The following is a 26287-nucleotide window of genomic DNA, read 5'->3' on the forward strand; positions in this document are numbered from 1 at the left end:
GATGGATTGCTCAAAGTCGATCGGACTCTTCGTCGCACGGTCCGGCTACAGATGTGGGCGATCGCAATTTCACCGGGATCAAAGACTTCCGAGCGTGTCAGACGAGCCACGATCACACCTCGCAAAACGGCAGCAGCAACAGGGTAACTGGCCAACGTTCAATCGTTCGCCCCACCTAATCCGAAGTCAACCCCCGAGCATTGGGCTCTGTCCCCATGCGAAGTTAACCCCCGAGCATTGGGCTCTGTCCCCATGCGAAGTTAGTCAGGCTGAAGACGGGTATTCCAGTCGGGGATGAACCGATAACACGGAATCATCCCAGGATTGAAAATAATCAAACTCGGCCTGGATCATCGCGCGATCGTTGTGACCGGAGGCCATGGACGTCACTGCATGCTGGCTAGACCGCGCTAGCGCCGGTTTGCAAGGTGGGCTACAAATGAATTTGCTGCCTAGCTTCGCCAACGTTGCGGTAGACACGATTCCAGCGCCGTCGGTTGTGGCCGAGATTTGTAATAAGCGGCCGTCGCCAGTGCGCCCAACGCCAATCCCGCGACGAAAATCATGCCGCCGACCGCGCTGCGATGCTCGTCGACTTCGTACTGAACCCGCTCCATCGCCGAGTGCACGGGCGGCCCCACTTGCTCGCCCACCTGCTCACCTAGGTGACTCGCTCTTCGCAAAATCGAAGGCGACGGGGCGTGCTCACGGACGACCGACTGGATCTCCTCTGCCGAGGCTTCGGTGTATTCGGCCAAGAAGTCTTCGATCTCGAAGACGTCGCATGGAATTGACTCGACATCACGCTCGTCCAAGTGTGGCCATCGTTGTACGATAGCCGACTTTACTCTCGTCCATGACTCGTCGGCCCACTGCGATTGATCTGACTGATTTTCCACCACGACGGCTTCGCTCTTCTGGCTCATAATTGAACTCCGGTTCAGGAAATCTTGATGAGTCGCGTCCGCTCAACACTGCGGGAGGATTCGCTTCATCGGTCTACTGAGATCACGCAATTGTCGTACCAAATCAGCGAGACCGATCGTCAACCTCGAGAGGGAGTACCGCAGCGTGAGAGAGCATCTTTTACGGGGCAACGGTCATACCGCAGCCAGTGAGTGCGATCATGACGACTCCTAAAGCGGACATGAGGACACAAAGCTTCCAGGAAGTCGCTTCACTCCAGCGCCTTTAGCCGTTGCTCCGGGAAGCTCCCCCGCCCCCTTCGCCCTCTCGGGTCGATCCCGGTCGTGGACGTGACTACACGCGTCCCACCACAACGAGTACGCCCAAAGGCAGCGTTTATCGAAGACTCTTTAGCAACATCCACTACGCGAATGAAAAGGGGGGGCAGCAACGAATGGCTCGCGTGTTTGCGGACGCGAGGCCCTTACTTGCTGGCCTTGGTCGTATCGACTGCCGAAACGGTGTCATCGTCTTTCTTTTCCGGCGGCAAGCGACCGCCATTTTTCGTTGCGGCGATCACATCCTCTTCGAGCGCACGCACTTTCGCGGGCGTGATTTGCTTTGACAACAAATCCTGGGTCTGGCTGAACATCTCGTCGATCTTCCGTCTCTGGTTCGGATTTTTGGCGCCAGGATCGTTGAGAAATGCAGTCAGTTTTTTATCCATGTCCTCGGAAATGCGTTCGTGAGTCGGCTGCTCACGAAGCGCAAACAACAAATCTCGCGCCTCGTCCATCTCTCCATTGCGAAGTCTCAACCGCACACGCGCGGCGAGCAACTCGCGAATGGCAACTAAATCGATGATCGCATTTTGAACCCCTCGAATGTAAGCCTCCGCTTGCAATCGCATATCATCTCCACTCAAGTCAGCGACCACACGAGGCTTAAAACCGGGCACAATCGGCAATCGCGCCAACACCGCGCCGCCGTTTTTCACATACAAAAGATGGAGCGGCGAATCGGTCGCATCGATTGTTAATCGTCCGTTCCAATCGGTGCGTCCGACAAACGCCATCTCGCCGGATTCGAGATTCCGATCATAGATCTCGTAGCCAATCAGTGGGAAATCGGGATCTTTCTGGGCATGCAACCGCAACAGGGTGGACTTTCCAAACGAGCGAACCCGCAGTGCCATGCGAAACGTCCGCTTGTTGCTACGGCCTTGCAGCCCACCGGCTCGGCCCGCATGAAAATCCATCTTCATGATGGGCCCTTCTTGCTCCGTGACCAGCAGGTAAGCCCAATCGATGGGGCCGATTTGGATCGGGTTCCCGTTGCGATCGTTTTTGCGAGTCATCGGTTCGAGCACATCACCGACATGAATCATTGCGGGCGACGTGTCATCGAGGATCAAGCCGCCGGCGCGAAGCCGACCTTCGGCATTCTTTTGCCCCGCATTCTCGATTCGCAACACAGGTGCGAAGGCCTGGACCATCGCTCCCCCAATTGCCACGGGCATCTCACTCGTTTCCAAAAAGCTCTGAGTTGCTACCGGACCGAAATGACGCATCAGAGTGTCGAGCTCCACCACACTCACCTTGAAGGGGGCAACCTTTTTCTCGACTCGGACGACAAAAATTTTGTCGTAGGAATCAATCGCTTCGATCACCAGGCCACTTAACGGCATGGTAATAATCTTGGCTTCGGGTTTCTCGAGCAACAACGCCATGCCACGCGACACCAATAGTGCTTCGGTCGCCGGATCCTCCCATTTTTTGCTGACCGCAATCGCATCGCCGTCGACGCTGCGCAGCTTTGCCTGGATGCCTTCGATCGATTCGTTTCCGATCTCCGCGGCCCGTCGCTGAACTTCCTCAATCCGTCCTGGCGTCGCATAGACGTCTTTGATGATCTCGCCCACATTCGCGGCGACGCGAAGCCGGACCGCATCGGCATGGTCGCGTTTGACCGCCACCACGGGGTCGGATGCCGTAATGGACTCGAACGTCATCGCGTCAAGATTCCGCTGAGCTGCATTGGCCACCGCGGGTGGAGCATTGGCGACATCCATTCGCCAAATGGCTGAAAAATCGCGATCAAGAAACGTTTGTAACGGCTCTCGAATTGTCTTCGCATCCACGTCGGGATCACTGGAGACGACCCAGACCAAAACCTTGTACGGCGAAAAATCCCAGGGAGTTTCTTCAACCTCCGATGCGTCGCTGAGTTTACTCGCAGCGGCGGTCGACGATGGAGTTGCGTTCGCTGCAGCGACGGGCTTCACGGGAACCGTCGCGTTGGCTTGGGGCGTTTCCGCAATCGCAGCTGGAGCATCCCCAGTGTCTTGGATCGCCTCGGCGGCATCCCCCACCGACACGCCCAACAGCAGTAAAGGGTAAAACGCAACTCGCAGGATTGTGCCGATGGGCCAAAGGAAACTTGTCATATCAAAACATCCAAAACCACAACGCATCCGCCGTGGAAATTCGCTGTGAGTTATTGATTCAATTGCCATTTATCTGCGTTCTGGTAAAGCGAAACGATATCGTTTCCGACCCCGATCAACTCTCGCCGATAGGCATACGAATCGACCATTTGCCACAACGGCAACACGGGCAACTCATGATGAGCAATCGCGTGCAAGTCGAGCAATCCATCACGAACCTTCTTCCAATCCCGAGCTTCCTCGATACGCCGCAGTCCCAATCCAACCAATTGATCCGAACTCGCCGCCAGCCCCTCGGGTCCCAACAAACGCCGCGCGTCAATAATCGGCTCCCAAATCGCAGCAGAGACATAAACGATGTCGGCTGTCCCCGGCTCGGGAAACGTGCGTCCCACGGGAAGCTCAACCAACTCCACTTTTAGATCCAACAATTGCCATTGACTCATGATCGCTTCACAAGCAACACGGGATAAATTGTCCGCTGGAAACGCCAAACGAATCGGCTTCATCTCCGGCACTTTCTCTTTCTTGCGATCTGCGAGCGCCTTCATTTGGTTGGCATTGAGCGTCATCAACAACTTGGCCAAGCGAGGTTCGTAACGCCGCGGCGAAATGCTTTTGTCATAGGCATAACCCAACGGATCGTCCATTTCGATGCCTGCGGGGAACGGCCCCGAAACGACTTGGCATCCCGGTGCCTCGAGCCCTTCAAGCAGTTCGCCATTGAGGATGTCCGCACGGTTGATGCCGTAAACCAGGGCGCGTCGAAACGTGCGTTCGGCCAAATAAGCATGATCCGAACATGGTACCAACATATGCACGGTAGGAAGCGGATACGTTTTAACCCGAATGTCTCGGCTTTTGCTCAGCCGAATGGCATCCGCAGGAAACAATTGATCCAAGACATCCAACTCACCCTGCAGCAACAAACTGACGCCATCGCTCGCCGACGCTTGACGAATCTCAACGACCTCGCGAAGTTGCTCAGGAAATTCAGGTTCCGCGGCGAGCACATAACGAACCAAGTCATCGCCCGTATCACTTTGCTTGTAAGCGCCTGTGGGTGCCCCTTTTTCACCTCCGAACCAACTTCCATCGATCGGAATCTGAAGCAAACAGGAAGGCAACACGTGAGGTCGACGCAGGCTACACTCAATTCGCTTGGGACCATCCATCCCAATGGCTTCCACCGCCGCAGCCCAGGGTGAAAAGTATTCGGGCGTGTTGCGGGTGGCACGTTCGGCGATTTTATCCGCCAGAGTGAACGCCTTGATCTCACTCAAGGGTGGCTTCAATTTCTCGGTCTCCAACACCAGATCAAATTGAGTCCGATAGGGGGTGGTTTCGGTTTCGCCAAAGACGAATTCATATTCGCCTCCTTCGGGCCCCGCTCCCTTCATCTCGAACAACGTGCGATAGACCAAACGTCCGGCTCGACGCGAAGCCCAATTATCGATGCGAGTCGGATCCAACACCGTTGCCGTCTGTAACACTCCCACTCGTACCAAAGGATAGATGGTATCGATTTTACGAACCAACTCTTTGCCACCCTCGATATCAGGACGCACCGCGACACTTTCACGTGACAATGCCCGAGCGGCTCGGTAATCCTTTGCCTCGAGTGCCGCAATCGCTTCCTGTTGTTTCTTCTGAGCCAATTGCAGGAACAACTGATTCCATTTGGCGACCGACGCTAAACGTCCTTCGCCATAGTCCTTTTCCAAACGAGCAAGCATCTGTTGGGCGAGTTCGAGCTGTCCGTCTTTGACCAGCTTCGTCATCAATTTATCGGTGATACCACTGAGCGCACCGAGCACCTTTTGGGGTTGATACTCCGGTGCGTAGCGCCATAACTCTTCGAGCATGGCCAGCGTCGCCTCGAACTCTCCGGCCTTGGCTCGTTTGATTGCATCTCGCCACAAAAACTCGCTGCGCAACTTTCGCAGTCCGGGTCGGTTGGGGTAGTCGCGAATCAAAACGGATAAAAACGGATAGGCCCCCTTAAAATCCCCGCGCGCAATCATCTCCATCGTTTCGCGTTCGAGCCGGATTTCCCAAAGATCGATCTTCTCGATGTTCTTCCAATCGGTCACGAACCGCTTCAACTCAATCCCAATCACATCGAATTGAAGCGTCCCTTTGGGATCTTCGGGGACCTTTCGTCCAGGAAATTCCAACAATCGAACTTTGACCCATCCTCCTCCCGCTTCCTCGGTCATGTAGATCAAATCATGAGGCTCTTCCTGCAACAGCTCTAAACCGACACGATCGGGCACGCCCGATTCCGCATAATTGACGATTTGCGCGGAGAGGGGTGTCGCGCCGGCGGTGCACAGCAGCAGCGTGGCGAGCGACAGCATCTTTTGCATTTGGATATTCATCATGTACCTCCTTAGGATCCCGATGGAATATCAGTGATGTAAACGACGCCTTCAGCCCCCGGCACCAACAATTTGCTGCCGATGCCTAGCGGCGGAGCAAAAATCGGTTGCCCCAGATCACTTTTACCCATCAATTCACCGGAGGACGGATTTAAAGCCACAATCCACCCTGGTTTCCCGGCCAACAACATCTGATCGCCAATCATGACGGGAGGTCCGGCCAATTCCCCTGACGGAATTGGCAACTCAAATTTCTGATTGCCATCAGCATCAAAGGCTCGCATCACCGAATCATCGGTTCGCAGCAAACAATACTCGCCCGCCGCGACCGGTCCCCAATTGATCCGGCCCTCCAATAGAACCTTGAACTTCTCATCGAGGCTGGTCAAATCATGCCCCACGACAAAATCGGCTGCCGGTCCTGCGACCGAAGCGATCACCACATCTCCAACGGCCGCTGTGGGCCCTAAGAAGGGAGCTTCGAGAGGCTTTTTGGCGAGTTCACGAACCTGCTCTCCCGCCCGTAGTCGATACAACTGTTTGCGACTGTCCGCGATAATGACCTGGTCAGGATCGCTTGGCATCACGACTGGATTGGACCATTGGACCTCGCCCTCGGGCTCGCTGGCGGGTTGAAACGGGCTGCCCAACATTTGTCCGGTTTGCCAATTCATCAAAACCACACGCCCTGAAACGGTGGGAACCAACAACCCACCGCCGGCCACCAAAGCGCCTCCTCCCGCCTTGCCCGACAACGCCAATGTCAATTTCCGCAACTTCTCTTGGCGGCGCGTCGGATCGTAAACCACGATGTCTTCGGATGTCGCTTGATTGAGCATCACGCGACGGGTTTCATCGATCTTGATCGGGTTTTCAAACCGCATTGCGATCCCCGTCCCCCCAGGATTTTCGACCGGGTTTGCTGTCGAACCACTCGCCAAGGCATCGCGATCAAGTTCAAACAAGGCCGCTTGTGTGGTGACGGCGTGGAAACCACCACCGCCCTCGATCGGCACAATCATGGCGATCGGCACGCCGACATCGGTATGCCAGATTTCATCACCCGATTTCGCATCCGCGGCGGTCACTCGGATGGCGGAGGTTCCTCGCAAAATTCGCGCGTGAACCAACGTATTCTCGCTTGTAAACGGTTGGCCAATAAATCGATCCGCTTCATGTTTAAACCAATCTTGGACCACCCGCCCGGTATTGATTTGCAATTCGTACCGCCCAATTCGCGTCCCGGTGACCCACATCTGAGATCGCCCGACCGCCATTTGGGTCGACGTCGGCACGTCGTACGATGCGACTTGCCGAGCAACCTCGCTGACCTGTTCGCGTTCGGCCGTCGGCTCGACTTCCAACACCGAAACCAAGCCCCGATCGGTCAAGACAATCAACTTGCGGTCTTGAATGATCGGCTTCACTTTCACATTGCCGTCCAAGCGAATCGAAGGTTGCGCGATCGCCAATTCTTTGCCGGCCGGATTGACCTTTAAAATATGCACGCGGGTGTAATCGGTCCCTGCATTTTCGAGCACAAAGACATGCCCGAGCAGCGTCACCGGCGGAACCGCCACCGTGCCTTCGGCGTGTCCAATGTAGAACGTTTCGGCGCAAGAACCATCGCGGGTATTGAGCACATACAGGTTGCTATGATTACCAGGCAGATAAGCCACCTTGGCACGCTTATCAATCCCGGGGCCCACCTCCAAAGGTTGAGGAATTTGGGTCGTCCAATTCGCCTCACCCGAGTCGGCGTCCAACGAGGAAAGCCGGCCGGTTTGCGTGGAAACATAAACCTCATCGTCCACGGTCACGGGTTCACTAAACAGTTCCCCGATTTGACTCTGCCAACGAATTTGGCCATCTTTACCGTCACATCGTTGGACTTCGAGTTTTGCGGATTCGCTCAGTAAAACTCCCGAACCATCATCTAAACGCACGGGCAGATGGTCTTGGCCATAGCCGACAAATTTTCGCCACAGCAGCCCTCCGCTCTCTCCCTCGAATGCCAACATGGAGCCGCCCGCGCGTAGGTAGAGGATTTGGCCGATCAAGTCGGTCGCTTTTCGTCCCTCCATCGCGGTCAGCACGATTGAGCGATCGTCCGCCTTCCCCTCTTTTACATCCGCCAACTTCGGCATTTCGCTGGCCGGCTTGACCAAGGTTTGCTGAATCCCACTAGCCGTGGCGATCAACGCCATCAACCGTTCGTCATTATGCAGCTCCGGGAACTCTTGCAGCAACTTGGCACGAACGTCATAGGCTTCTTTCGTTTTCTTTTCCTTTAACAACGCATCCATCGCGACGACCGACTCTTCCAAGCGAAGATTGCGATTGATTTCGCGGCGGACCCGTTGACGCGCCTCGGCAATCGCTTGCAACTTACCCGCCAACGTCGTCTTCATCGTCGACAGCATGTAGTTCGGATTCTCCATCAACGCCAATTGCTCGTCCAGTTTCCCAAGCAGTTTCTCTTTTTCGGTTGTCTCCTTTTCTTTGCCCGCGACGCGAGCGATCTCCGCAGCAACATCGACCAACAACACGGCGAGATTGGTGCGTTCTTGGCTGAGTCCCTCTTCGTTCTCAATCGTGGGCAATTCTTTCTTCAGCAACTCCAACGCTTCGGTCGGATCGGTCATCTCCTTGGCCCGATAAAACTTGCTCATCACAATCCGCACTCGCGCAATGGACGAGTACTGGTGTGTCGCGCCAAAGGTATCCAGAAAACTGAGGTACGAATCTTGCGCCGGAGTGTACTGTTGTTGACCGTATTGCTTGTTTGCATTGGCGATGAAATCGTCGGCGCTTTGACGCGTCAACATGTAGTACAGACCATAGCCCGACAACAACAACAGCACGATGATGCCTGCGAATCCATAAATCTTGAATGAATCCCAAACGGACTTTTGCTCTGGCGGTTTGGGCCGTGCCCGCGTGGGGCGTGAGGCCGCCAAATCCTCGCTCGACGAATCCGGAACGGCTTCGACCGCGACCGTCTCCACGGGAACCGCTTCGGCAAAGACCTCCACCGGCGTTTCGTCTTCCGCAGCCACCTCGATCACGTCGTCCTCCCCCTCCTCGGGCAAGATCGCGAGATCGTCCATGACCGCCACCTCTTCGCTCGCGTCCCGGGCCTGGCCGTATTCGCTTGAACGCAACTCCCCAATCAACTTGGTGGCTTGAAACCGAGTCAATTGACCGTTGTCGACAAGCAACTTGGCTACCGCTTCGGGGGTCACACGAGTGCCCTGCTCTAATTGCTCTCGTAGCGCCTCGATAATTTCCTGGTCGAGCAATCCGCCACGCTCAAGCCGATCGATCAGTTCATTTGCAAGCATGTTTAACGACTATTTCAATTCGGTAGATAAGACTTATTCACGCGAGTGGGGCATGCCGTTTTCATGCCGTCACGCCACCGATGCAAGGACAACCACAACGATCGGTACCCTGCATCCCATTGATTCCAAACGGAGCCCTAATCGAACTCCTCGACCTGCGTCACTTGCAGCTCGGTGTAGCCAGCAATCGTGCCCGCATCCATGGCGTCCACTAACGCTTGTAGTTTCGCCATCTCGTGCACCTTGATCACTAATTTCATCGCGTCACTTCCGCCCGGCACCGCTTCTCGGAGTGCCGAGATCAGGTTTTGTTTGCCGGGGGTTTCCCTTTCCCAATCGGCTGCCATCACCAAGAACGAGCCGCGATCATCGATTTGGACTTCCACCGAATCAAGCTCTTCGGTCTCTTCCGGATCGGGATTACTACTTGGTGCATCGGTTTGTTGACGCGGCATCTCGATCGACTTCTGTAGACTGAACGAAGCGGTGACCATAAAGAAGATCAACAACAAGAACGTCACGTCGACCATCGGCGTCATATCCAATTCATCGTCTTGCCGCGGCTGACGCTTGGGCACCTCGTCATCCTCGTCGTCTTCCCCCACGACCGCTACAGGCACCGCAGCGGGATCAGTCGCAACGGCTTGTTTATCCGCAAGCTCCTCCTGCGCAGAAAGATCATTTTCGGGCGTAGGATCGCCCAGCGAGTTCATATCATCGGCGTCCCCCACGACACCATCATCGGCGACGGGTTCCATCTCCGGTTCCCGCTCGGGCACGTCGACCAACGCCTCACACTGTGGACAACGCACTTGCCGTCCGGCAAAGCGGTCATTGACATGGTGCTCGGCGTCGCACTGTGAACATTGAACATGAATAGCCATGGCGACCTTAAAATTCTTCCGCTGGATGGACTCTCAAATTCGTCACCCCAATCAACGCGACCGCATCTCCATTGTCGCCCCACAGCGCCCACTTGGCCGCATTGCCGGTGGCCTTAGGAAGCGGCGCGGCGAACCGCGAATGCTGCATCTGGTCGAGTACCTTGCTTGACTGCGACATCCCCTTACTCCTCTTTGACCGCAATGTAGGTGGATTCGATATCTTCAAATGCGTCGCCGATGACTTGCTGAATACGGGTAACTTGGCCGACTTTGACGTTGGCATCGCCGAGCAACATCACTTGGTTTTTATTTTTGCCGATCGACTTTTCGAGTTCCGAGGTGATGTATTCGATGATTTCGGTCGATTGCGTTGCTTCGTCTCGGCTGAACTCGCTGCCGTCACGTTTCTTGAGGATCACTTCGTCCCCGGCACCAGGATCGACAAAGATGATCGCAGAATCGTCGGCCGATACTGCCAAGCCATTATCAGCTTCGGGAATCGTGCCGATTTTGGTCGGGTCCATTTTGGAAGCGACCACAAAAAAGATCAGCAATAGAAAGGTGATATCGATCATCGGAGTAATATCCATCTCCTCATCGTCACGCTTTTTGCGTGGCATCGCGACATCATCTTCCTCTTCAAGCAGATCTTCGTTTACGGCATTCGCACTCATGATCGATCCAAAATAGAACTATGCATTCCACAAGAACACTTCGTTAACCTCAGCCTCGTACCGCTGCGGCCGAGGCAAGCGTCTGTAGCCAAGGCAAGCGTTTTGTGTGACGCGTTTACAGCGCAATCCCCCGCACCGATGACTTGCCGCGAGACCGACGCGGAAGGGGCTAACGCGGAGGCGATTGCATCACCGCTTCGACAGGCTCGGCCGCAGCGGCCGAGGGCGACGTGGGACCGCCATTAGGCCATTTCAGCAGCGCCTCTTTGTACTGGGTCATAAAGCGAGCCAAGCCCGACCCGACAAGGTCTTCCATTTTGGCGATTTTGATATTCACGTTAGCGACCAAGATCATCAACGGGATCGCGATTGCCAAACCACACGCGGTGGTTCGTAGCGCGACGTTAATGTCCCCGGCCAACAATGACGGTTCGACCGACTCGGACGTGGCCAACGTCTTAAACGCTCCCATCATCCCGAAGACCGTTCCGAAGAGTCCAATCATCGGAGCCGACTTGATCACCGTACTGACCCACGAGAGTCGGTATTCAAGATCGCTCATCACGTCACGCTGGAAACGGTCCAAAACGAATTGGCGTGCTCGCTTGTATCCCAGCCCGCGATGATGCATCGCCATCTCCACAATTTGGGGAATCGCGCGATTGTCGCCATCGCTATACTCCGCGACCCCCTCAAAATCGCCCACCTTCAGCATTTGCTCGACGTCATCCATGAAGACGTCTTGTTCGTCTTCGCTTTTGAATCGTTTTTGGTTCACTCGCGCCCACACCACCGTGGCGCTATACAGTCCCCATAAAGCCGCCCCCGCAAGGGCACCATAGGTCGCTTGCGAGATGATGTCGAAGATAGATATTTCAGCGAAAAGCATCGAGGATCTCGTCCTTCGGTGGATCAAAGAGAAGGGTGAAAGCAGGCCATCCTGCTAGGCGTTGACTCAACCGGAATGGTAATTCCGGGTTTATCGTAACGAATCCAGAGATTTTTGGCGCGTTGGCTGCGGTAAAACGCTTTGAATTAGTAACAACGATCGGTTACAGCCGCGAGAAACGCTGTTACCGCTCGGGTCCTATTGCCGCTCGGTCGGTTACCGCTCGGTTCCGTTACGACTCTGCCGCGTCGTTCTACGCAGCGGAACGACAGGTTGTTTGCCAACCCTCGCGCTCGCCCCCCCCCTGACGCCTCAGCCAACCACGCAGGGGTGTCCCAGGCGAAGGGCGGCCAGAAAAGCCCTCACGCTGGCTCTAAACCACTACTTTTTTGGTTTTCGATACCGTTGATCGATCACCTCGAACTTGTACGAACTGCCATCAGCCTTGCTCTCGAAAATCGTCTTGGCAATTTCGGTGACCGACGGATGCCCCTTGGCCGTGGAATATTCCAGTTCGATTTGGGCCAATTGATTCTCAAGATTCGTTGGAATGAACTTCATCATTTGGCGATTCGCCAACTGGACACCGGCTTTTTGCAGCAACTGACGATCGAACTGCATCAACGGGCTCGGCGAGGTCCACATGAAGTACAGTCGTTTTTCGCTTTCAGTATCGACGATCCGGCGCGATTTCGGGCTGCCCGCCAAGCCATTGACCACGTCGACTCCTTGGATGGAACCGCCGATCGCACCGAGTTCAATCTCGTAGAAATCGAGCTGTTCGGCGTAGTCGCCGAGCGCCTTGGCCGTAAAGTTGAGCTGCCAACGCTCAAAACGAGGCACAATATCCTCGCCCTCTCCTTCGGGTCCCGGCGGGCGACTATCCCCTTTGCCGGTCCCGGTCGTCGAGGCGGTCGCATTGGTATTCATCGTATCGAGCGTCGCGGCGACGTTGCTGACCGCATCGGTCACCGCTTCGATCGTGTCTTGCAGCGTCGGCTCCATCAACTCTTCGACCTCTTCGGCCCCCGGCGGCTCGAAGTCACGTTCGAACCCTTCGGCATTCTCGCCACGCCCGGCCGGATTTTCGATAATGGGCTTGATGGCTTTCGGCGGAAACGACAACCGGCTGGTCCACCACACGATGAATAACATCAACACAAAGGTGCCGATGAACAAGATCAACGCCATAAACAGCGAGGAAACGAGATCAAAACGGCTGGTGCGCAGTTTTGCGCGTTCACGGCGGCGCTCCTCGCGCATCTGCTCGAGCGACAAGGAATCGGATGGATGCTCAGCGACAGCGGACGACATCACTTACCTACACGACAAAGACTAAAAACGAAGAACCCACGCTAACTGCGACGCACCAGCGTATTACAAATCGTAATCGAGAAAAATATACCCTGGGTTCGACTTACGATACCAATCTCGCCATTGCCGCTGAGCCTCCGCGACCTCTCCCTTGTTGGGTTTGTCGGGCATTCCAAACCCTTCGAAGCGGCGACTGATGAATCGCAGTCCATCGCGGGCATAGCGTGGAACCGACGGATCGGGATCGCTGAGGGCGAAAATCAGAGTAGGAACGACCCTCAACTCATCGCTTTGCCCGAGCAAACGTGCCGCCACACGGCGAGCCTGCCACGACTGACTCCCACGGACGAGTCGCTCGAGGCGATCGATTTGAGCCGCTCGCTTCTTGGGATCGGGATCCAGTTTCAAGTCATCGGGAATCGACTTTCCTTCGAGCCCACCGCCGCCATCTTCGCTGAGCATATCGAGCAGATCGTTGACCTCATTGGCTGGCGCAGCGCCTTTGATCTGCGTCCCTTCGACCTTGATCGCGGTCGTATCCTTAGGCAACCCCCAACCTCCGGCGGTCGCCCCCGAACTGGCTTGATCGATTGCCTTTTGGGTACTGCGACTCAAGAAAAGCAAAGCAAAGGCCGACGTGACCGGCGCCGTCGTATAGCTCCGCGCTGGCCATCCGGCCCCGTTCGCTTGCGTGGATTTCAGAAACCCAACGCCTCCGTTGTACCATGCGGGACTTGGATCCTTTTCCAACTGAAAGGCGATCTCCTTAAAACTTTCGTACCTCTCCAGCGTATAGAGCTGATAATAAGGCCATCGCGACTTAAGCTTCCCAGGATCGGGAGAATTGGCACTCAGCCATGCATCGCAGTCGCGAATCGCGGCGAGGAGAGGCTCTTTTGGCAGTTCAGGACGCTTAATACTGGCATTGTCCAAACCCTCCACAAACAAATGTACTGCCTTAGGCAACCCAACCACCTTGGGATCGTTCCCCGAGGAGCCATCACCCCAGAGCCGCAGGATATCTCCCGCGATCAACAGGGCACTGCCTCCCGCAACCGCCATCGATGCCGTGACACCATCCTGCTTAACGCGCTGGCCAACTCTACCGGAATCCTTCCCCATATAGGGCCACCCCCCCCCTGGATCCTGCACGCGGAGCAACCAAGCGATCGTCTTCGCTACGCCCACATAGTCGATCACCACCCCCACACGATCCAAGGTCCACAGGGCCAACATCGCGTATTGGGTTTGCGAGATATCGCCCAAGTGCTCATGGAGATAACCATACCCGCCGCCAGGATACTGAACCTTATTGAAATATTGGGCAAGACGCTCAAGCTCCTTTCGGTAGGCCTCTCGATCGACTTCTGCCAACAAAAGCGTCGCGACGCTCGCCGCATAGACCGTTTTGCTGTTATCGCCCCCCGGATCCCGGTCTGATAATTTGCGGACGATCGCAAGGGCCGCCTGGACCCCCTGTCGCACTACCGGGTCCGCCGGATCATGTTTCAACTTCATCGAGGCGTACCCCAACAGAGCCTGTTCGCCATAACCACCTGAATACGCTGTACCGAGGGGGTAGTGGGTTTTCCCGGTCGCTTGTTTCGCGACTGCCGCTAGTCCGGAACTCACCATTCCCTTCACAACCGGATCGTCCGAGGTATAGCCGTACACAACAGGCGAGCAGAACGAGCAAGCCGTGAGCAAAAACACAAAAGTGGTAAAACAATGAAGTCCGGATCGCGACACGGGCATTTTCCAAGAAAAGTTCTGAAATGGCTTGCCAAGCCCATTTAATAAACAAAAAGCGGCAATGCAGCCACGGAGGAGGAATCCGAGGCCAACGTTGCCAAGCTCGCAAAACGCACGTTTTCCGATGCAAAAATGGCGTAACAAGGCATCATTGCAAATATCACTCAGCACTAACCGCCCCCCTGAATCTATCGCCAAAACGACCACTGTGGATCGATGCAGGCAAAGAATTATCCAATGAATATTAATCATACCCTTGCAGGAAACCGAAGGAAGATATTAACCTCTGCATTAATGAGTCGCGTGTGCGTGATTCAGCTGATGGTCAGATAGCTCAGTTGGTAGAGCACGGCCCTGAAAAGGCCGGTGTCGGCGGTTCGAGCCCGCCTCTGACCACTCAAGTTTCTTCAGCAAGGGGCACTGCTTTGCCCTCACCTTAGGACGCCCCAACTTTCTCTTAAGATGCGGTGGCACTGCTCAGTTGCCTTTTGCCAAAACCGAATCGATGGGCGTGCAGCAAGTAACCGATGACGAGCCGAACGATGATTCCTCATGGGATCTAATCATCCGCCCCTCTGCATCGCTAGTCTCTCTTCCCCTGGCGGAAATCTGGCGGTATCGAGATCTACTTTATTTATTTACGAGGCGAGACATCGTCGCGTTCTACAAACAAACCATTCTGGGCCCGCTTTGGTTCTTCATCCAACCGATCTTTACAACCCTGATCTACGTATTGGTCTTCGGAAACATCGCCGGACTATCCACTGACGGCGCCCCCCAAGTGGCGTTTTACCTCTGCGGGATCACATTCTGGAACTACTTTGCCGATTGCTTCAACAAGACAGCAACCGTATTCAAAGACAATGCCCACGTCTTCGGCAAAGTCTATTTCCCCCGCATCATCATGCCTCTCTCGATCGTTCTTTCAAATCTGGTGCGATTCGGAATCCAGTCCTGCCTCTTGCTACTATGCATAGCCTGGTATGATGCGACCGGAGAAATCCAGCCCAACCGATACGCGCTACTGATCCCGGCACTGGTTGCTGCGATGGCCACCTTAGGGCTCGCAATGGGAATGCTATTCTCGGCAATGACAACAAAGTACCGCGACATGGCCTTTCTGCTACAGTTCGGCGTGCAATTGCTGATGTACGCAACGCCGGTCATCTACCCCTCCTCGGAAATGCCTGAACGCGTCGCGTCGATCCTTTCCTGGAATCCGCTGGCCCCTATATTCGAGGCGGCACGCTACGGGCTACTAGGCGCAGGGAACGTCACCGCAGGGTCCATCGGCTATTCGATCACCTTTACGCTGATCGCTTTCGTTGCATCCACCGCCGTCTTCAATCGCGTTCAACGCACAGTAATGGATACAGTTTAGACAGCGACAACGCCAAATAAACATTAGCCCTGCACGGTAACGATGACTGTCGCAATTAGATTTAGAGACGTATCGAAGCAATATCGGTTGGGAGAAATCGGCACCGGCACGCTTGCGAATGACCTCCACCGAATATGGGCTCGACTGCGAGGCAAACCCGATCCATTCGCGATGGTTGGGGCGGCAAGTGACGAGAAACCGCGGAGTAAGCATGATTATGTGCTCGCCTTAAATGACATCGATCTCGACATCGAAAAAGGCGAAATCTTCGGAATCATCGGACACAACGGTGCAGGAAAAAGCACCCTTCTTAAACTGCTCTCACGCGTCACCGCCCCGAGCACCGGGACCATCAAAGCACGTGGACGGATCGCAAGCCTGCTGGAAGTCGGCACCGGCTTTCACCCTGAACTCACCGGCCGCGAAAACATCTATATCAACGGCGCCATTCTCGGTATGAGTCGGCGAGAAATCGACCAGCAACTCGACAACATTGTCGACTTTAGTGGCTGCGAAAAATACCTGGACACCCCCGTCAAACGCTACAGCAGTGGAATGATGGTTCGACTTGGATTCGCAGTTGCGGCGCACCTACAATGCGAAATCCTCATCGTCGACGAAGTCCTCGCCGTCGGCGATGCAGCGTTCCAAAAGAAATGCATTGGAAAAATCAACGAGGTTACCTCGGGAGGCCGAACCACGCTCCTTGTCAGCCACAACATGGCGTTAATGCGACAACTGGCAACTCGTTGCGCATTATTGAAGCAAGGCAAAATCGTTCACACAGGCCCCCCATCCGAAGTGATCGCGAAATACTTGCGAGGCCACCAGGGAGAGGTCCCTGGATTCTCATCGCTGGCAAACCATCCCAATCGCCTCAGCGGGATGGCCCCGCTGATCACGGCGGTCACCCTATCCAACGACGAAGGGGAAACCAGCTCACAGTACTTGCAAAACGAAGCGATCACGATCAAAGTCGATTATGATGGAACCGCACTACCGGAACCCCTTTCCGGGGCTGGATTTATCATTGAGTCGCTCTCTGGAGTCCGGGTGGGCGGATTCAATTCCTACATGGCTGCACCGCCGCCGCACCGGATCGAACCGCGAGGGCGAGCGACATTTCGCCTCCACTCTCCCACCCTGACACCCGGCACTTATCAAGTGACGGTGTCACTGGGATCACACCAATCACGCCTCGTCGACAAAGTGGAATCGGCAATCCAATTCACTGTGGCCCCAGACGACCTCTATGAAACCGGCTATCTCCTGACGCCCGAAGATGGTGTCGTAGCCTTTCGCTGTGACTTCCACTCCCTGAAATCGTGATCCGAAACACCGCCCGACAACTCCGACGCACCCTGTTAAACTGGCACGACCAAGCCGGAAAGCTTCTTCATGCACCGGATTCCCGCCTAGCGATTGTCGACGAGCTAACCCGACTCGAAGAATTCCTGCAATTCTACACGCGAGGCGTTCAACGCGACATCGAATTTGAATTCACGACATTTCGATGCGAGGTTTTACAGTTCCTCCGTGAAATGCAACTCGGCCCTGCCCAGACCTCTCGCTACGCTGCATCCTGCGACAAGCCAACGATGTACGCAGCCGCCTTTTCCCTATTAACACAAAAGCTACTGGGAGTGGATCTCAAGCGTGACTCCGCACGCTGGAAAGCGGCTTTCGATCAGTACCAATGCCAAGACGACGGTCTATTTCGTGATCCCGCGCTGAGCAACTCGCTGTTCGAGCCCTCGGACTGGTGGGGCGCCCGACACTTCGCTCTGATCGCCACGGCTGCATACGATGCCATCGGAGAGCAGCCCGCTTTTCCGCTGTCGTTCCTCGATGAGTTCTGTCGCGAAGGGCAAATCGAACAACTGGTGGCGGAGATCGATTGGTCAATGAACTCGGACCACGACAACAAAATAATGAACATCGGGTGCCTGCTGCAATACGCGCGCGACCGGCAATGCAATTCCCAGGCAGGTAACGCAGTCACACGACTAAAATCCCTGCTTTTGGATCACCTCAACCCACACACGGGACTGTGGGGTGAGATGGACCTAAACAACCCAACCGATCTCTCGCGCGCGATCCAATTCGCCTACCACCTGTACCCGCTGTTTCTTTACGACAACGATCCGATCCCGTATCCCGATTCCTTAATTGACAACACACTGGCAACCCAAAATCCCTATGGTGGCTTCGCACCTCACCGCAACTCAAGCGCCTGCGAAGACATCGATTCCATACACCTATTGTTGGTCGCAAGCAAACAAACCAACTACCGACGCCATGACATCACCAAGGCAATTCGTCGCTTCCGGACGTGGGTTTTCGCCAACCAAAACGATGACGGCGGTTTTGTCTTTGCTCGCCAACAGCCGTTCGTGTATGGCCACCGGCAAATGAGTTCACTCGATAACGAATCACACCTATTCGGCACATGGTTTCGGTGCCTCTCCATTGCATTGGCCCATGAATGCGAGGACTCGATTCGCAACCCCTTCACGCTTCACAAATCACCCGGCTACTACTGTTAAAACAAAACGCGACTGAACCCATGATCCAGGCTATCGTCAAGAAAGTCCAACTCAAACTCCGTGGGCTCGAGCATGCGTCGATGATCCACACGCACATGCTCGAGGACGAGAAGGAAACGCTCTACACGCTGGCGCGAAAATCCCGAGGAAACATCGTGGAGGTGGGCTCTTACCTGGGCGCATCAAGCTGCTACCTCGCTGCGGGCCTTTCTAAACACAAACACGCCAAACTCACCTGTGTCGACACATGGAATAACGACGCAATGACCGAAGGTTTGCGAGACACCTACGATGAATTCCGAAGCAACACCTCCAAATATGGCGCACTCATTCAGCCCTTGCGGGGCACAAGTCAAGAAATCGCGAGCAGCTTTACCGATACAATCGACCTGCTCTTTTTAGATGCCGACCACGAATACGCTGGCGTGAAAACCGATTGGGACGCATGGTCCCCCCACCTGGCGCAAAACGCGACGGTGATCTTCCACGACATCGGCTGGGCCGAAGGTGTCCAGCAAGTCGTCCGCGAAGATGTTCATCCCATTGCACTCGAGGAATCGCGTCTCCCCAATCTGTACTGGGCGCGACTCCGTCAACGATGATCCCAATTGACCGAGAACTTCCATTGCCTAAACCAATTGCGATTATCATCCCAACGTCGAAGCCGCTCGACCAACTGCAACGAACCCTTTCTTCGCTGCAAAGAACGGTGACCGACTCAGCGGAAATCCTCATCATCCAAAACGGCCCCCTCTCGGACAGCCATACTGCACGATCGTTAACGGATCAATTTGCGAGCCTCAAGATCCGCTGCCTTCACGAAGCGACCCCAGGATTGTTGTCGGGGCGGCATCGCGGCGTGCAAGAAAGCACGTCGGAGATCATCTCGTTCATCGATGACGATATCGAAGTGGGGCCGCGCTGGGCGGAAGCGATTTTCCAAAACTTCAACAACCCTGACGTAAAACTTGTGGGGGGGCCAAGCACCGCTGAATACGCATGCTCCGTCCCAGAATGGCTCGATGCCTTTTTTCATCGCAGCCCCAACGAACAATGGTGCACCTACCTGAGTTTGCTCGAGCTCGGTGATCAGCGAACGGAAATGCCTCCCAATCTCATCTGGGGACTCAACTTTTCGATTCGACGATCTGCGCTGCTTGAACTTGGTGGATTCCACCCCGATGGAGTGCCATGGAATCTGCGCCGCTTCCGTGGCGATGGCGAAAGCGCCGTCACGGAAGCCGCCCGCCGCTGCAACATGACGGCGATCTACGATCCGAATGTGGCGGTAACGCACCTCATTCCGAAAACCAGGCTGACGCCAAACTACTTTCAACGCCGCGCCCATTTGCAAGGAATCTCGGATTCCTACACGCAGTTACGCAACACTCACCTGCACGGGGCGCCCCCAACTTCGCCTCCAGAGAAAAACTCGATACGCGAGCGACTGTCCTTTGTCGTCAAACAACAAATCGGCTTGTCGAAAAACCCGATGAACAAGGCAATTTTCCAAACCCAAAAAGCTTACCGAGAAGGTTACCTTTACCATCAACGCCAATTCCAAATCGAACGCGTCATCCGTGAATGGGTTCTCCGCCCCGATTACTGGGACTATTCTTATCCGCTGGAAAGCAAATCGAACGAGACAGCATGAGCATCGAACACGTTAAACATCTCGACCAAACCATCGGGATCATCATTCGCGCCAACTTCCATTCCGATGGAATTGAGTTTTTCACGCCGAGCATGTTTTCCCAGCAGCTTGGTTACATGAACCGACCGGCGGGCTACAAAATCGACCCCCATGTTCACAACCCGGTGGAACGCGAAGTCCTGTGGACTCAAGAAGTCCTGTTGATCAAGTCCGGCAAAGTGCGTGTCGACTTCTATACCGACGGACGCCACTATCTCGAAAGCCGTGTCGTATCGACAGGCGACGTAATCTTATTGGCGGCGGGTGGCCACGGCTTTGAAATGATCGAACCGAGTGAAATCATCGAGGTCAAACAGGGGCCCTACTCGGGCGACCAAGACAAAACACGCTTTGATTGCGTACCGGATGAAAAAATCAAACTGCGCAGCAGCGAAAGCGACTCACAATGAACGCTCCAGAAAAGCCTCCCACGGCAACGCCCGAATCGTTTGGAGCCTATAGCCGCTACTACGACTTGCTCTATCAAGACAAAGATTATGCGGGGGAAACGGAATACATTCGCTCGCTTCTGTCGCGTTTTGCTCCTCGCGCGAACCATATCCTCGAACTCGGCTGTGGCACCGGAAAACATGCTTGCCTACTCTCGCAAGAGGGCCTCCATGTAACCGGCGTGGAGCGGAGCGATGAAATGTTTGCCAAGGCCAGCGAGCGCGTCATTGAGAACAATGCGTCTTCGCGTGGACGTGTCGAAATTACCCAAGGAGACGCTCGGTCGGTGCGACTAAAGCAAACCTTTGATTGCATCTTGTCACTGTTTCATGTCTTCAGCTACCAAACATCCAACCAGGATGTTGCGGCGATGCTCACCACTGCAAAAACACACCTCACCGATGGCGGAGTGTTTATTTTTGATCTCTGGTATGGCCCTGCCGTACTTGCTCTATTGCCATCGACCCGAGTCAAACGAATGGAAGACGAGCACACCGAGGTGCTGCGGATCGCCGAACCGACGCTCGATGCCAACCGTAATGTCGTCGACGTCCACTACACGATGCTCGTTACCGACAAATCTGACAGCAGCGTAAAAAAACTTTCAGAATCGCATCGAATGCGATACTTTTTTGCCCCGGAAATCGAACTCTTCGCACAATCTGCGGGAATGCGGGTCATTCATAGCGAACAATGGATGGAGGCGGCTCCACCGTCGCAAGCGACTTGGGGTGTAACGTTCGTCGTCGAAAATCTTGGCTAATTTACCCCACCGCTGCACTGAACAATCAATCTCGCTGTGCGGTTTCTCCGATCCCCCCCTACTCTCCACGTTCTGTCGCAATGATCCCAGTCAACACGCCCCTGCTTGATGGCAACGAGAAAAAGTACCTGCTTGAGTGCATTGAAACAGGCTGGATCAGCAGCGAAGGCCCGTTCGTCAAGCGTTTTGAAGAAGAGTTTTCGAGCGTAGTTAACCGCAAGCACGGGATCGCGTGTGCCAACGGCAGCGGCGCATTGGATATCGCCATCGCGGCCGCCAAGATCGGTCCCGGCGATGAAGTCATCATGCCCGCCTTCACGATCATCTCACCGGCATTCTCCATTGTTCGCGCCGGAGGCGTCCCCGTACTGATCGACAGCGATCCGTTGACATGGAACATGGACGTGGACCAGATCGAGAGCAAGATCACGGCGAACACCAAAGCGATCGTAGTCGTGCACATCTACGGCCTTCCGGTTGACATGGACCGGGTGCTCGATATTGCCCATCGCCATGGCTTAACCGTCATCGAAGACGCTGCCGAAATGCATGGACAATCCTATCGCGGTCGGCCCTGCGGGAACTTCGGGCTGATCAGCACCTTTAGTTTCTATCCCAATAAACATATCACCTGTGGCGAAGGAGGTATGGTGGTCACTGACGATGATGCGGTCGCCGAGCATTGTCGCGGGCTCCGAAATCTGTGCTTCCAGCCTCAACGACGCTTCATTCACGAAGAATTGGGCTGGAACTACCGCATGACCAACATGCAAGCCGCAGTCGGCCTCGCACAACTTGAGCATCTTGATGCGCATGTAAAACGAAAGAGAGAAATCGGCGAAAGGTATTTAAACCGAATGGCCGCGTTCACAGGACTCGAATTGCCGTTATCCAAAACCGATTACGCCGATAATATCTACTGGGTTTTCGGCATTGTGCTGGCGGACTCCTGCACTGCAACGCCCGAGCAACTCGCGAAACAGCTGGCGGAAAAAAAGATCGGCACACGACCCTTTTTCTGGCCGATGCATTGGCAACCCGTCTTTAACAAACAAGGATTGTTTCGCAACGAACGGTACCCGGTGGCCGAGCGACTCGCCCAACGCGGTCTCTACCTTCCCAGCGGACTTGGTTTAACCAACCATGAAATTGACCAAGTGTGTGAATCACTGCAGTCCGCCCTTTCCTAAACATCAACGCCGAGACCCATTGCACGATGAAAATCGGGATCTACCTTAGCTCCATTAATCGCGAATTGGGCGGTGGCGCTCGCTTTGAATCGGAGATCACTCAAGCCATTGCAAAGCAGGTGGGGGACCAGTTTGAGTTTCATTTAATTTCCCATCACCCAACCGCTTCCTTTGAACTTCCCCACATCCATATCCCCTACCCATCGCCCAGCTCTCGGAAAAGGTTTTGGGGTGAAAAATTAAGATTGGTCAGTCCGCGAGGGTCTCATGCGGAGCGAACCAAACAAATCCTGGCCGCTCAAGGGATTGATCTACTCTACTCGCCACATCCAAGTTCACTCTCGCAAGACATTCCGTTCGTGGTCACCTGCTGGGATCTACAACATCGGGTGCAACCATTTTTTCCCGAAGTATCGACGATAGGGCATACTTGGAACGAACGAGAATCGCACTACCGAGAAACGCTCCCACGCGCTGCTGCTGTGATTACTGGGACGGAGCAGGGAAAAGGCGAGGTTGAACATTTTTTTGGCGTCGATCCTGACCGAATCTGCGTGATCCCATTCTCGGTTCCTCAAACACTACAAGCAAGCACCGCGGCAAAGCCTCCGTGGGCACCCGACAAGCCGTTTATCGTCTACCCGGCTCAGTTCTGGCCCCACAAGAATCACGCGACCATTATCCTTGCCCTTGATAAGCTCAAGAAAGAATACGGCACGGAGCTGACGGCCGTCTTTCCAGGCTCGTCGAAGATGGACGGAACTTGCACGGAAGGATACATCGAATCACTTGCCAGAGCGCACGAAATCTCAGTTAATTTCCCAGGCTTCATAAGCGACCAAGAACTGCGCTGGCTCTACGAAAATGCCCAAGCACTTGTCTTTGCCAGCCTCTTCGGTCCCGACAACTTGCCTCCAATCGAAGCGATGAGTCTGCGCTGCCCTGTGATCGCATCCAATGTACGAGGAGCAGAGGAACAACTGGGCGATGCCGCCTTACGAGTACCACCGACCGACCCGACGGCGATGGCATCCGCACTGCAACGTTTGACCTCGGACAAAGTAGCGCGAGCCGATCTGATCGAGCGCGGTATCCAGCTAACAAAAAGCCGATCGATGCAACACTACATTGACAAACTAATGCAACTTTTCGATCAACTTGCTAAGTACCGTCGATGCTGGGCACCGTGAAATCCACGTTGGCTTACGCCTAGAGCATTTTCAATCTTGATGTCGCTAGTGTCGCAAGCTGGTGGACCGCCTTCTTGCGAACGCAGCTACGGTTTGAATCCATGTCAATATTCAAGATGCTCTCGGGACGACAAATTCATTGCTGAGACGACCGTCCGAAAGAACCGAAACTGTCGTCACGCTTGATGCTCGGAGTATGCTTGATGCTCGGGGTATGGCAGATAGCGAACAATCCTCCAGAACTGGCGACTCCCGATCACGGGGGGATGACTCAAGATTGCACGAAACAGATTCTCAAGTCGCGCACGGCGTCCAATGCCAGTCCGGTCTGAGTCGGCAAGCGCCCCCAGGGCTTTGCATTTTCGAATCTGATCGTTCAGCGATTTCCGTTCTCCAATCGCGTAACTTTCGATGAAGGCTCGATCACAGTCGTCGTACTCTTGCCGATACTCCGTATTGTCTCTTTGTGTCTTTGCGTGCTCGTGAATTCGATAGCGGGCAGCAACAAAATCACGAGAGATCGTGTATCGATAACCGGCGCGAAGCAATCGCATAAAGAAGTCGCGATCGAAGACATAGTGCAGACTCTCATCAAACCCACCAGCCTCTTCATACATCGCGCGCGTCCAAAACACTCCCGGCTGAAGCAGTCCAAACGAGGTGCTTAGCCAAGTGGCAAGCTCACAATCGGGGTTCGGATAGACCGTGTCTACTAGCCCCTCGGAATTAAACATCTCCACGACATACGCCTTCCAAAAGCGGCGACGGTCACTTGCGGCTAGATAATCCTCCGCCACGAGTTGCAAGGCACCCTGCCGATATTGATCATCACTATTCAAATAGGCATAGACATCGCCGCTGGCGTGCTGAAACCCCTTGTTGATCGCCTGGGTTTGCCCGCTGTCAGGTTCGCTGACCCAGTACTTCAGGTACTTTTCATATCGCTTGATGATCTCTACCGACTGATCCGTCGATCCGCCATCGATCACGATATATTCAAGGCTTGCGTACTGCTGGTCGAGCACCGAACAGATCGTCTCTTCCAAAAACGCCCCTTGGTTGTAGGATGGAGTGACGATCGAAATTTTTGGAGCAGTCGGTTTCTGCATTGTCATGGACTATTCTCGCAGGAAGAAAAAGCAACGCCTTTCACTCAATCATTGGGTGGGCGGATGCTGCCAGACGAAAGAGATTTTGGTGATTCGCGTGCGTTCCCACACCGGTAAGCACTTGATTTCCCGCGTAGGACAAGTTCCCTATCCCCGTAGTCATCAAGTGCTACCTTAGCTTCAGGCATCCCTGCTTTCAATCCATCGAGGGTGCCCCCTCGAATGCCGAACGACAACGAGCTTTCATGACGAATCCACCTTGCGTCAGTATTTGCATCCCTACACTAAACGGTTCGACGTTCCTCGCTGAAACGCTCGATAGCGCGGAAGCCCAAGATTTTGAAGACCTCGAAATTGTCCTATCGGATAGCGGATCCACCGACGACACGCTCGACATGATCCGAGCGTTCCAAGCCCGTTCTCGGTTTCCCGTCAAAGTACTACCACCACCTCCACCCGGAATGGTTGAGAACTGGAACCACTGCATCGCCAACTCAGCAGGGCGTTACATCAAGTTTTTGTTCCAGGACGACCTTCTTGAGCCAGACTGCCTATCGAAAATGGTGACACTCGCTGAAGCAGATCCTGACGTTGGTCTCGTCTTTTCCCCGCGACATCTCTTGATCGATGAAGAAGCAAGGAAAATAGAACAATGCAAAAGAATCGAATCTGAAACAGGCAACGGCGTGCATCTTGGTTGGAAAAATCTACAACGGTTGCAGCACGGACGGGCGATGCTTGCAGATCCGGGTCTCGTCACCCGTGGATCACTGAACAAAATTGGCGAGCCAACGGTTGTCTTGTTGCGGGCTGAAACCGTTCAGCGAGTCGGAGGGTTCAACACCAAGCTGCGTCAACTTGTCGATTTAGAGATGTGGTGGCGCGTGATGGGGCATAGCAAGGTCGGCTTTATCGACGCTCCCTTAGCATCGTTCCGAGTTCATCCTCAACAAGCGAGCGTCGGAAATAGTCGACCATTACAGGTCATTGCCGAACAGAAACAGTTTGCGCACTCAGCACTTCAAGCGGAGTTCGCCTGTGAATTTTCCACAGAGACCCGCCAAGTGCTCGAGGAGATGGAAGGCAAAAACCTGCTGTTTCAACTTTTATACCTACAGTATCGCAAGCCACTTATCTGGTTGCGAAAGCAGCTTGGACTTGGTGATAGCCAGAGCTGGAAAACGCTATTTTCCCAGCGGCCGAATTAAGCAGGCTGTTAATGGTCAATTGCAGCCCCATCAACAAGGTCTGGAATTGCCCACGAAAAGTTGACAGTGGACCGGCGGATGTCAGACTGTCTCTGACAGGAGATCCGATTCATGGACAAGCGTCGAACATTCAGCCGAGAATTTAAACTGGCTGCCGTTAAAAAAGT

The 26287-nt window shown here is 54.5% G+C and carries 21 protein-coding genes and 1 tRNA gene; 11 read left to right on the forward strand and 11 right to left on the reverse strand.

The genetic code is table 11. The annotated features are described in order from the left end of the window. Positions 1–452: 452 nt before the first annotated feature. The 10 genes from Pla52o_RS24815 to Pla52o_RS24855 all read right to left on the reverse strand — a co-directional run bounded on the left by Pla52o_RS24815 (position 453) and on the right by Pla52o_RS24855 (position 14473). Positions 453–926 carry a hypothetical protein gene (locus tag Pla52o_RS24815; protein ID WP_146597341.1) on the reverse strand — a complete coding sequence of 158 codons (474 nt, stop codon included), beginning with the start codon at positions 924–926 and terminating at the stop codon, positions 453–455. A gap of 464 nt (positions 927–1390) precedes the next feature. Next, the gene (locus Pla52o_RS24820) at positions 1391–3352 is read right to left on the reverse strand and encodes a hypothetical protein (protein WP_146597342.1); all 1962 of its coding nucleotides are present in this window, start codon (positions 3350–3352) and stop codon (positions 1391–1393) included. 50 nt (positions 3353–3402) lie between these two features. Then, positions 3403–5736, reverse strand: a complete 2334-nt coding sequence (locus tag Pla52o_RS24825; RefSeq protein WP_231612642.1) for an ABC transporter substrate-binding protein — start codon at positions 5734–5736, stop codon at positions 3403–3405. 8 nt (positions 5737–5744) lie between these two features. Further along, the gene (locus Pla52o_RS24830; RefSeq protein ID WP_146597343.1) at positions 5745–9077 is read right to left on the reverse strand and encodes an outer membrane protein assembly factor BamB family protein; all 3333 of its coding nucleotides are present in this window, start codon (positions 9075–9077) and stop codon (positions 5745–5747) included. Positions 9078–9214: 137 nt separating this feature from the next. Then, positions 9215–9961: an ExbD/TolR family protein gene (locus Pla52o_RS24835; protein ID WP_146597344.1), complete on the reverse strand. Its 747-nt coding sequence runs from the start codon at positions 9959–9961 to the stop codon at positions 9215–9217. A 7-nt stretch (positions 9962–9968) separates the two neighbouring features. Next, entirely contained in the window at positions 9969–10139 is a 171-nt protein-coding gene (locus tag Pla52o_RS27190; RefSeq protein ID WP_197169503.1) for a hypothetical protein, read from the reverse strand. Positions 10140–10143: 4 nt separating this feature from the next. Beyond that, a complete protein-coding gene (locus tag Pla52o_RS24840) occupies positions 10144–10635 on the reverse strand; it encodes an ExbD/TolR family protein (RefSeq protein WP_146597345.1) in 492 nt (163 codons plus the stop codon). Between the two features lie 169 nt (positions 10636–10804). After that, positions 10805–11524 carry a MotA/TolQ/ExbB proton channel family protein gene (locus Pla52o_RS24845; protein ID WP_231612643.1) on the reverse strand — a complete coding sequence of 240 codons (720 nt, stop codon included), beginning with the start codon at positions 11522–11524 and terminating at the stop codon, positions 10805–10807. Positions 11525–11905: 381 nt separating this feature from the next. Further along, positions 11906–12838, reverse strand: coding sequence for a hypothetical protein (locus tag Pla52o_RS24850; protein ID WP_146597346.1), 933 nt, complete (start codon positions 12836–12838; stop codon positions 11906–11908). Positions 12839–12901: 63 nt separating this feature from the next. Then, positions 12902–14473 carry a hypothetical protein gene (locus Pla52o_RS24855; protein ID WP_231612647.1) on the reverse strand — a complete coding sequence of 524 codons (1572 nt, stop codon included), beginning with the start codon at positions 14471–14473 and terminating at the stop codon, positions 12902–12904. A gap of 440 nt (positions 14474–14913) precedes the next feature. On the opposite strand from Pla52o_RS24855, the gene Pla52o_RS24860 reads away from it, so the two are divergent. The 10 genes from Pla52o_RS24860 (at position 14914) to Pla52o_RS24905 (ending at position 23803) form a co-directional block, all read left to right on the forward strand. Further along, positions 14914–14986, forward strand: a tRNA-Phe gene (locus tag Pla52o_RS24860). Between the two features lie 85 nt (positions 14987–15071). Then, complete coding sequence (locus tag Pla52o_RS24865; RefSeq protein WP_231612644.1) at positions 15072–15971, forward strand: ABC transporter permease; 900 nt, start codon at positions 15072–15074, stop codon at positions 15969–15971. A gap of 42 nt (positions 15972–16013) precedes the next feature. Then, on the forward strand, positions 16014–17300 hold the full coding sequence (locus Pla52o_RS27195; protein ID WP_197169504.1) for an ABC transporter ATP-binding protein: 1287 nt from the start codon (positions 16014–16016) through the stop codon (positions 17298–17300). Beyond that, positions 17297–18517, forward strand: a complete 1221-nt coding sequence (locus Pla52o_RS24875) for a hypothetical protein (protein ID WP_146597348.1) — start codon at positions 17297–17299, stop codon at positions 18515–18517. Before Pla52o_RS27195 ends, Pla52o_RS24875 begins: the two co-directional genes overlap by 4 nt. Positions 18518–18537: 20 nt before the next feature. Beyond that, the gene (locus Pla52o_RS24880; RefSeq protein WP_197169505.1) at positions 18538–19119 is read left to right on the forward strand and encodes a class I SAM-dependent methyltransferase; all 582 of its coding nucleotides are present in this window, start codon (positions 18538–18540) and stop codon (positions 19117–19119) included. 23 nt (positions 19120–19142) lie between these two features. Continuing rightward, positions 19143–20171, forward strand: coding sequence for a glycosyltransferase family 2 protein (locus tag Pla52o_RS24885; RefSeq protein WP_197169506.1), 1029 nt, complete (start codon positions 19143–19145; stop codon positions 20169–20171). Then, positions 20168–20620 (forward strand): cupin domain-containing protein, encoded by a 453-nt coding sequence (locus Pla52o_RS24890; RefSeq protein WP_146597351.1) that lies wholly within the window; start codon positions 20168–20170, stop codon positions 20618–20620. The genes Pla52o_RS24885 and Pla52o_RS24890 overlap by 4 nt, the downstream gene beginning before the upstream one ends. Beyond that, the gene (locus Pla52o_RS24895; RefSeq protein WP_146597352.1) at positions 20617–21423 is read left to right on the forward strand and encodes a class I SAM-dependent DNA methyltransferase; all 807 of its coding nucleotides are present in this window, start codon (positions 20617–20619) and stop codon (positions 21421–21423) included. The genes Pla52o_RS24890 and Pla52o_RS24895 overlap by 4 nt, the downstream gene beginning before the upstream one ends. Positions 21424–21503: 80 nt before the next feature. Then, positions 21504–22613 carry a DegT/DnrJ/EryC1/StrS family aminotransferase gene (locus Pla52o_RS24900; RefSeq protein ID WP_146597353.1) on the forward strand — a complete coding sequence of 370 codons (1110 nt, stop codon included), beginning with the start codon at positions 21504–21506 and terminating at the stop codon, positions 22611–22613. Between the two features lie 26 nt (positions 22614–22639). Then, the gene (locus Pla52o_RS24905) at positions 22640–23803 is read left to right on the forward strand and encodes a glycosyltransferase family 4 protein (RefSeq protein ID WP_146597354.1); all 1164 of its coding nucleotides are present in this window, start codon (positions 22640–22642) and stop codon (positions 23801–23803) included. A gap of 176 nt (positions 23804–23979) precedes the next feature. On the opposite strand, the gene Pla52o_RS24910 is transcribed toward Pla52o_RS24905, so the two are convergent. Beyond that, positions 23980–24918 (reverse strand): glycosyltransferase family 2 protein, encoded by a 939-nt coding sequence (locus Pla52o_RS24910; protein ID WP_197169507.1) that lies wholly within the window; start codon positions 24916–24918, stop codon positions 23980–23982. Between the two features lie 239 nt (positions 24919–25157). Here Pla52o_RS24910 and Pla52o_RS24915 point away from each other — a divergent pair, with 239 nt between their 5' ends. Next, on the forward strand, positions 25158–26120 hold the full coding sequence (locus tag Pla52o_RS24915; RefSeq protein WP_146597355.1) for a glycosyltransferase: 963 nt from the start codon (positions 25158–25160) through the stop codon (positions 26118–26120). Positions 26121–26287 lie beyond the last annotated feature (167 nt).

The sequence above is a fragment of the Novipirellula galeiformis genome (assembly GCF_007860095.1).
GTDB classification, from domain to species: Bacteria; Planctomycetota; Planctomycetia; order Pirellulales; family Pirellulaceae; genus Novipirellula; species Novipirellula galeiformis.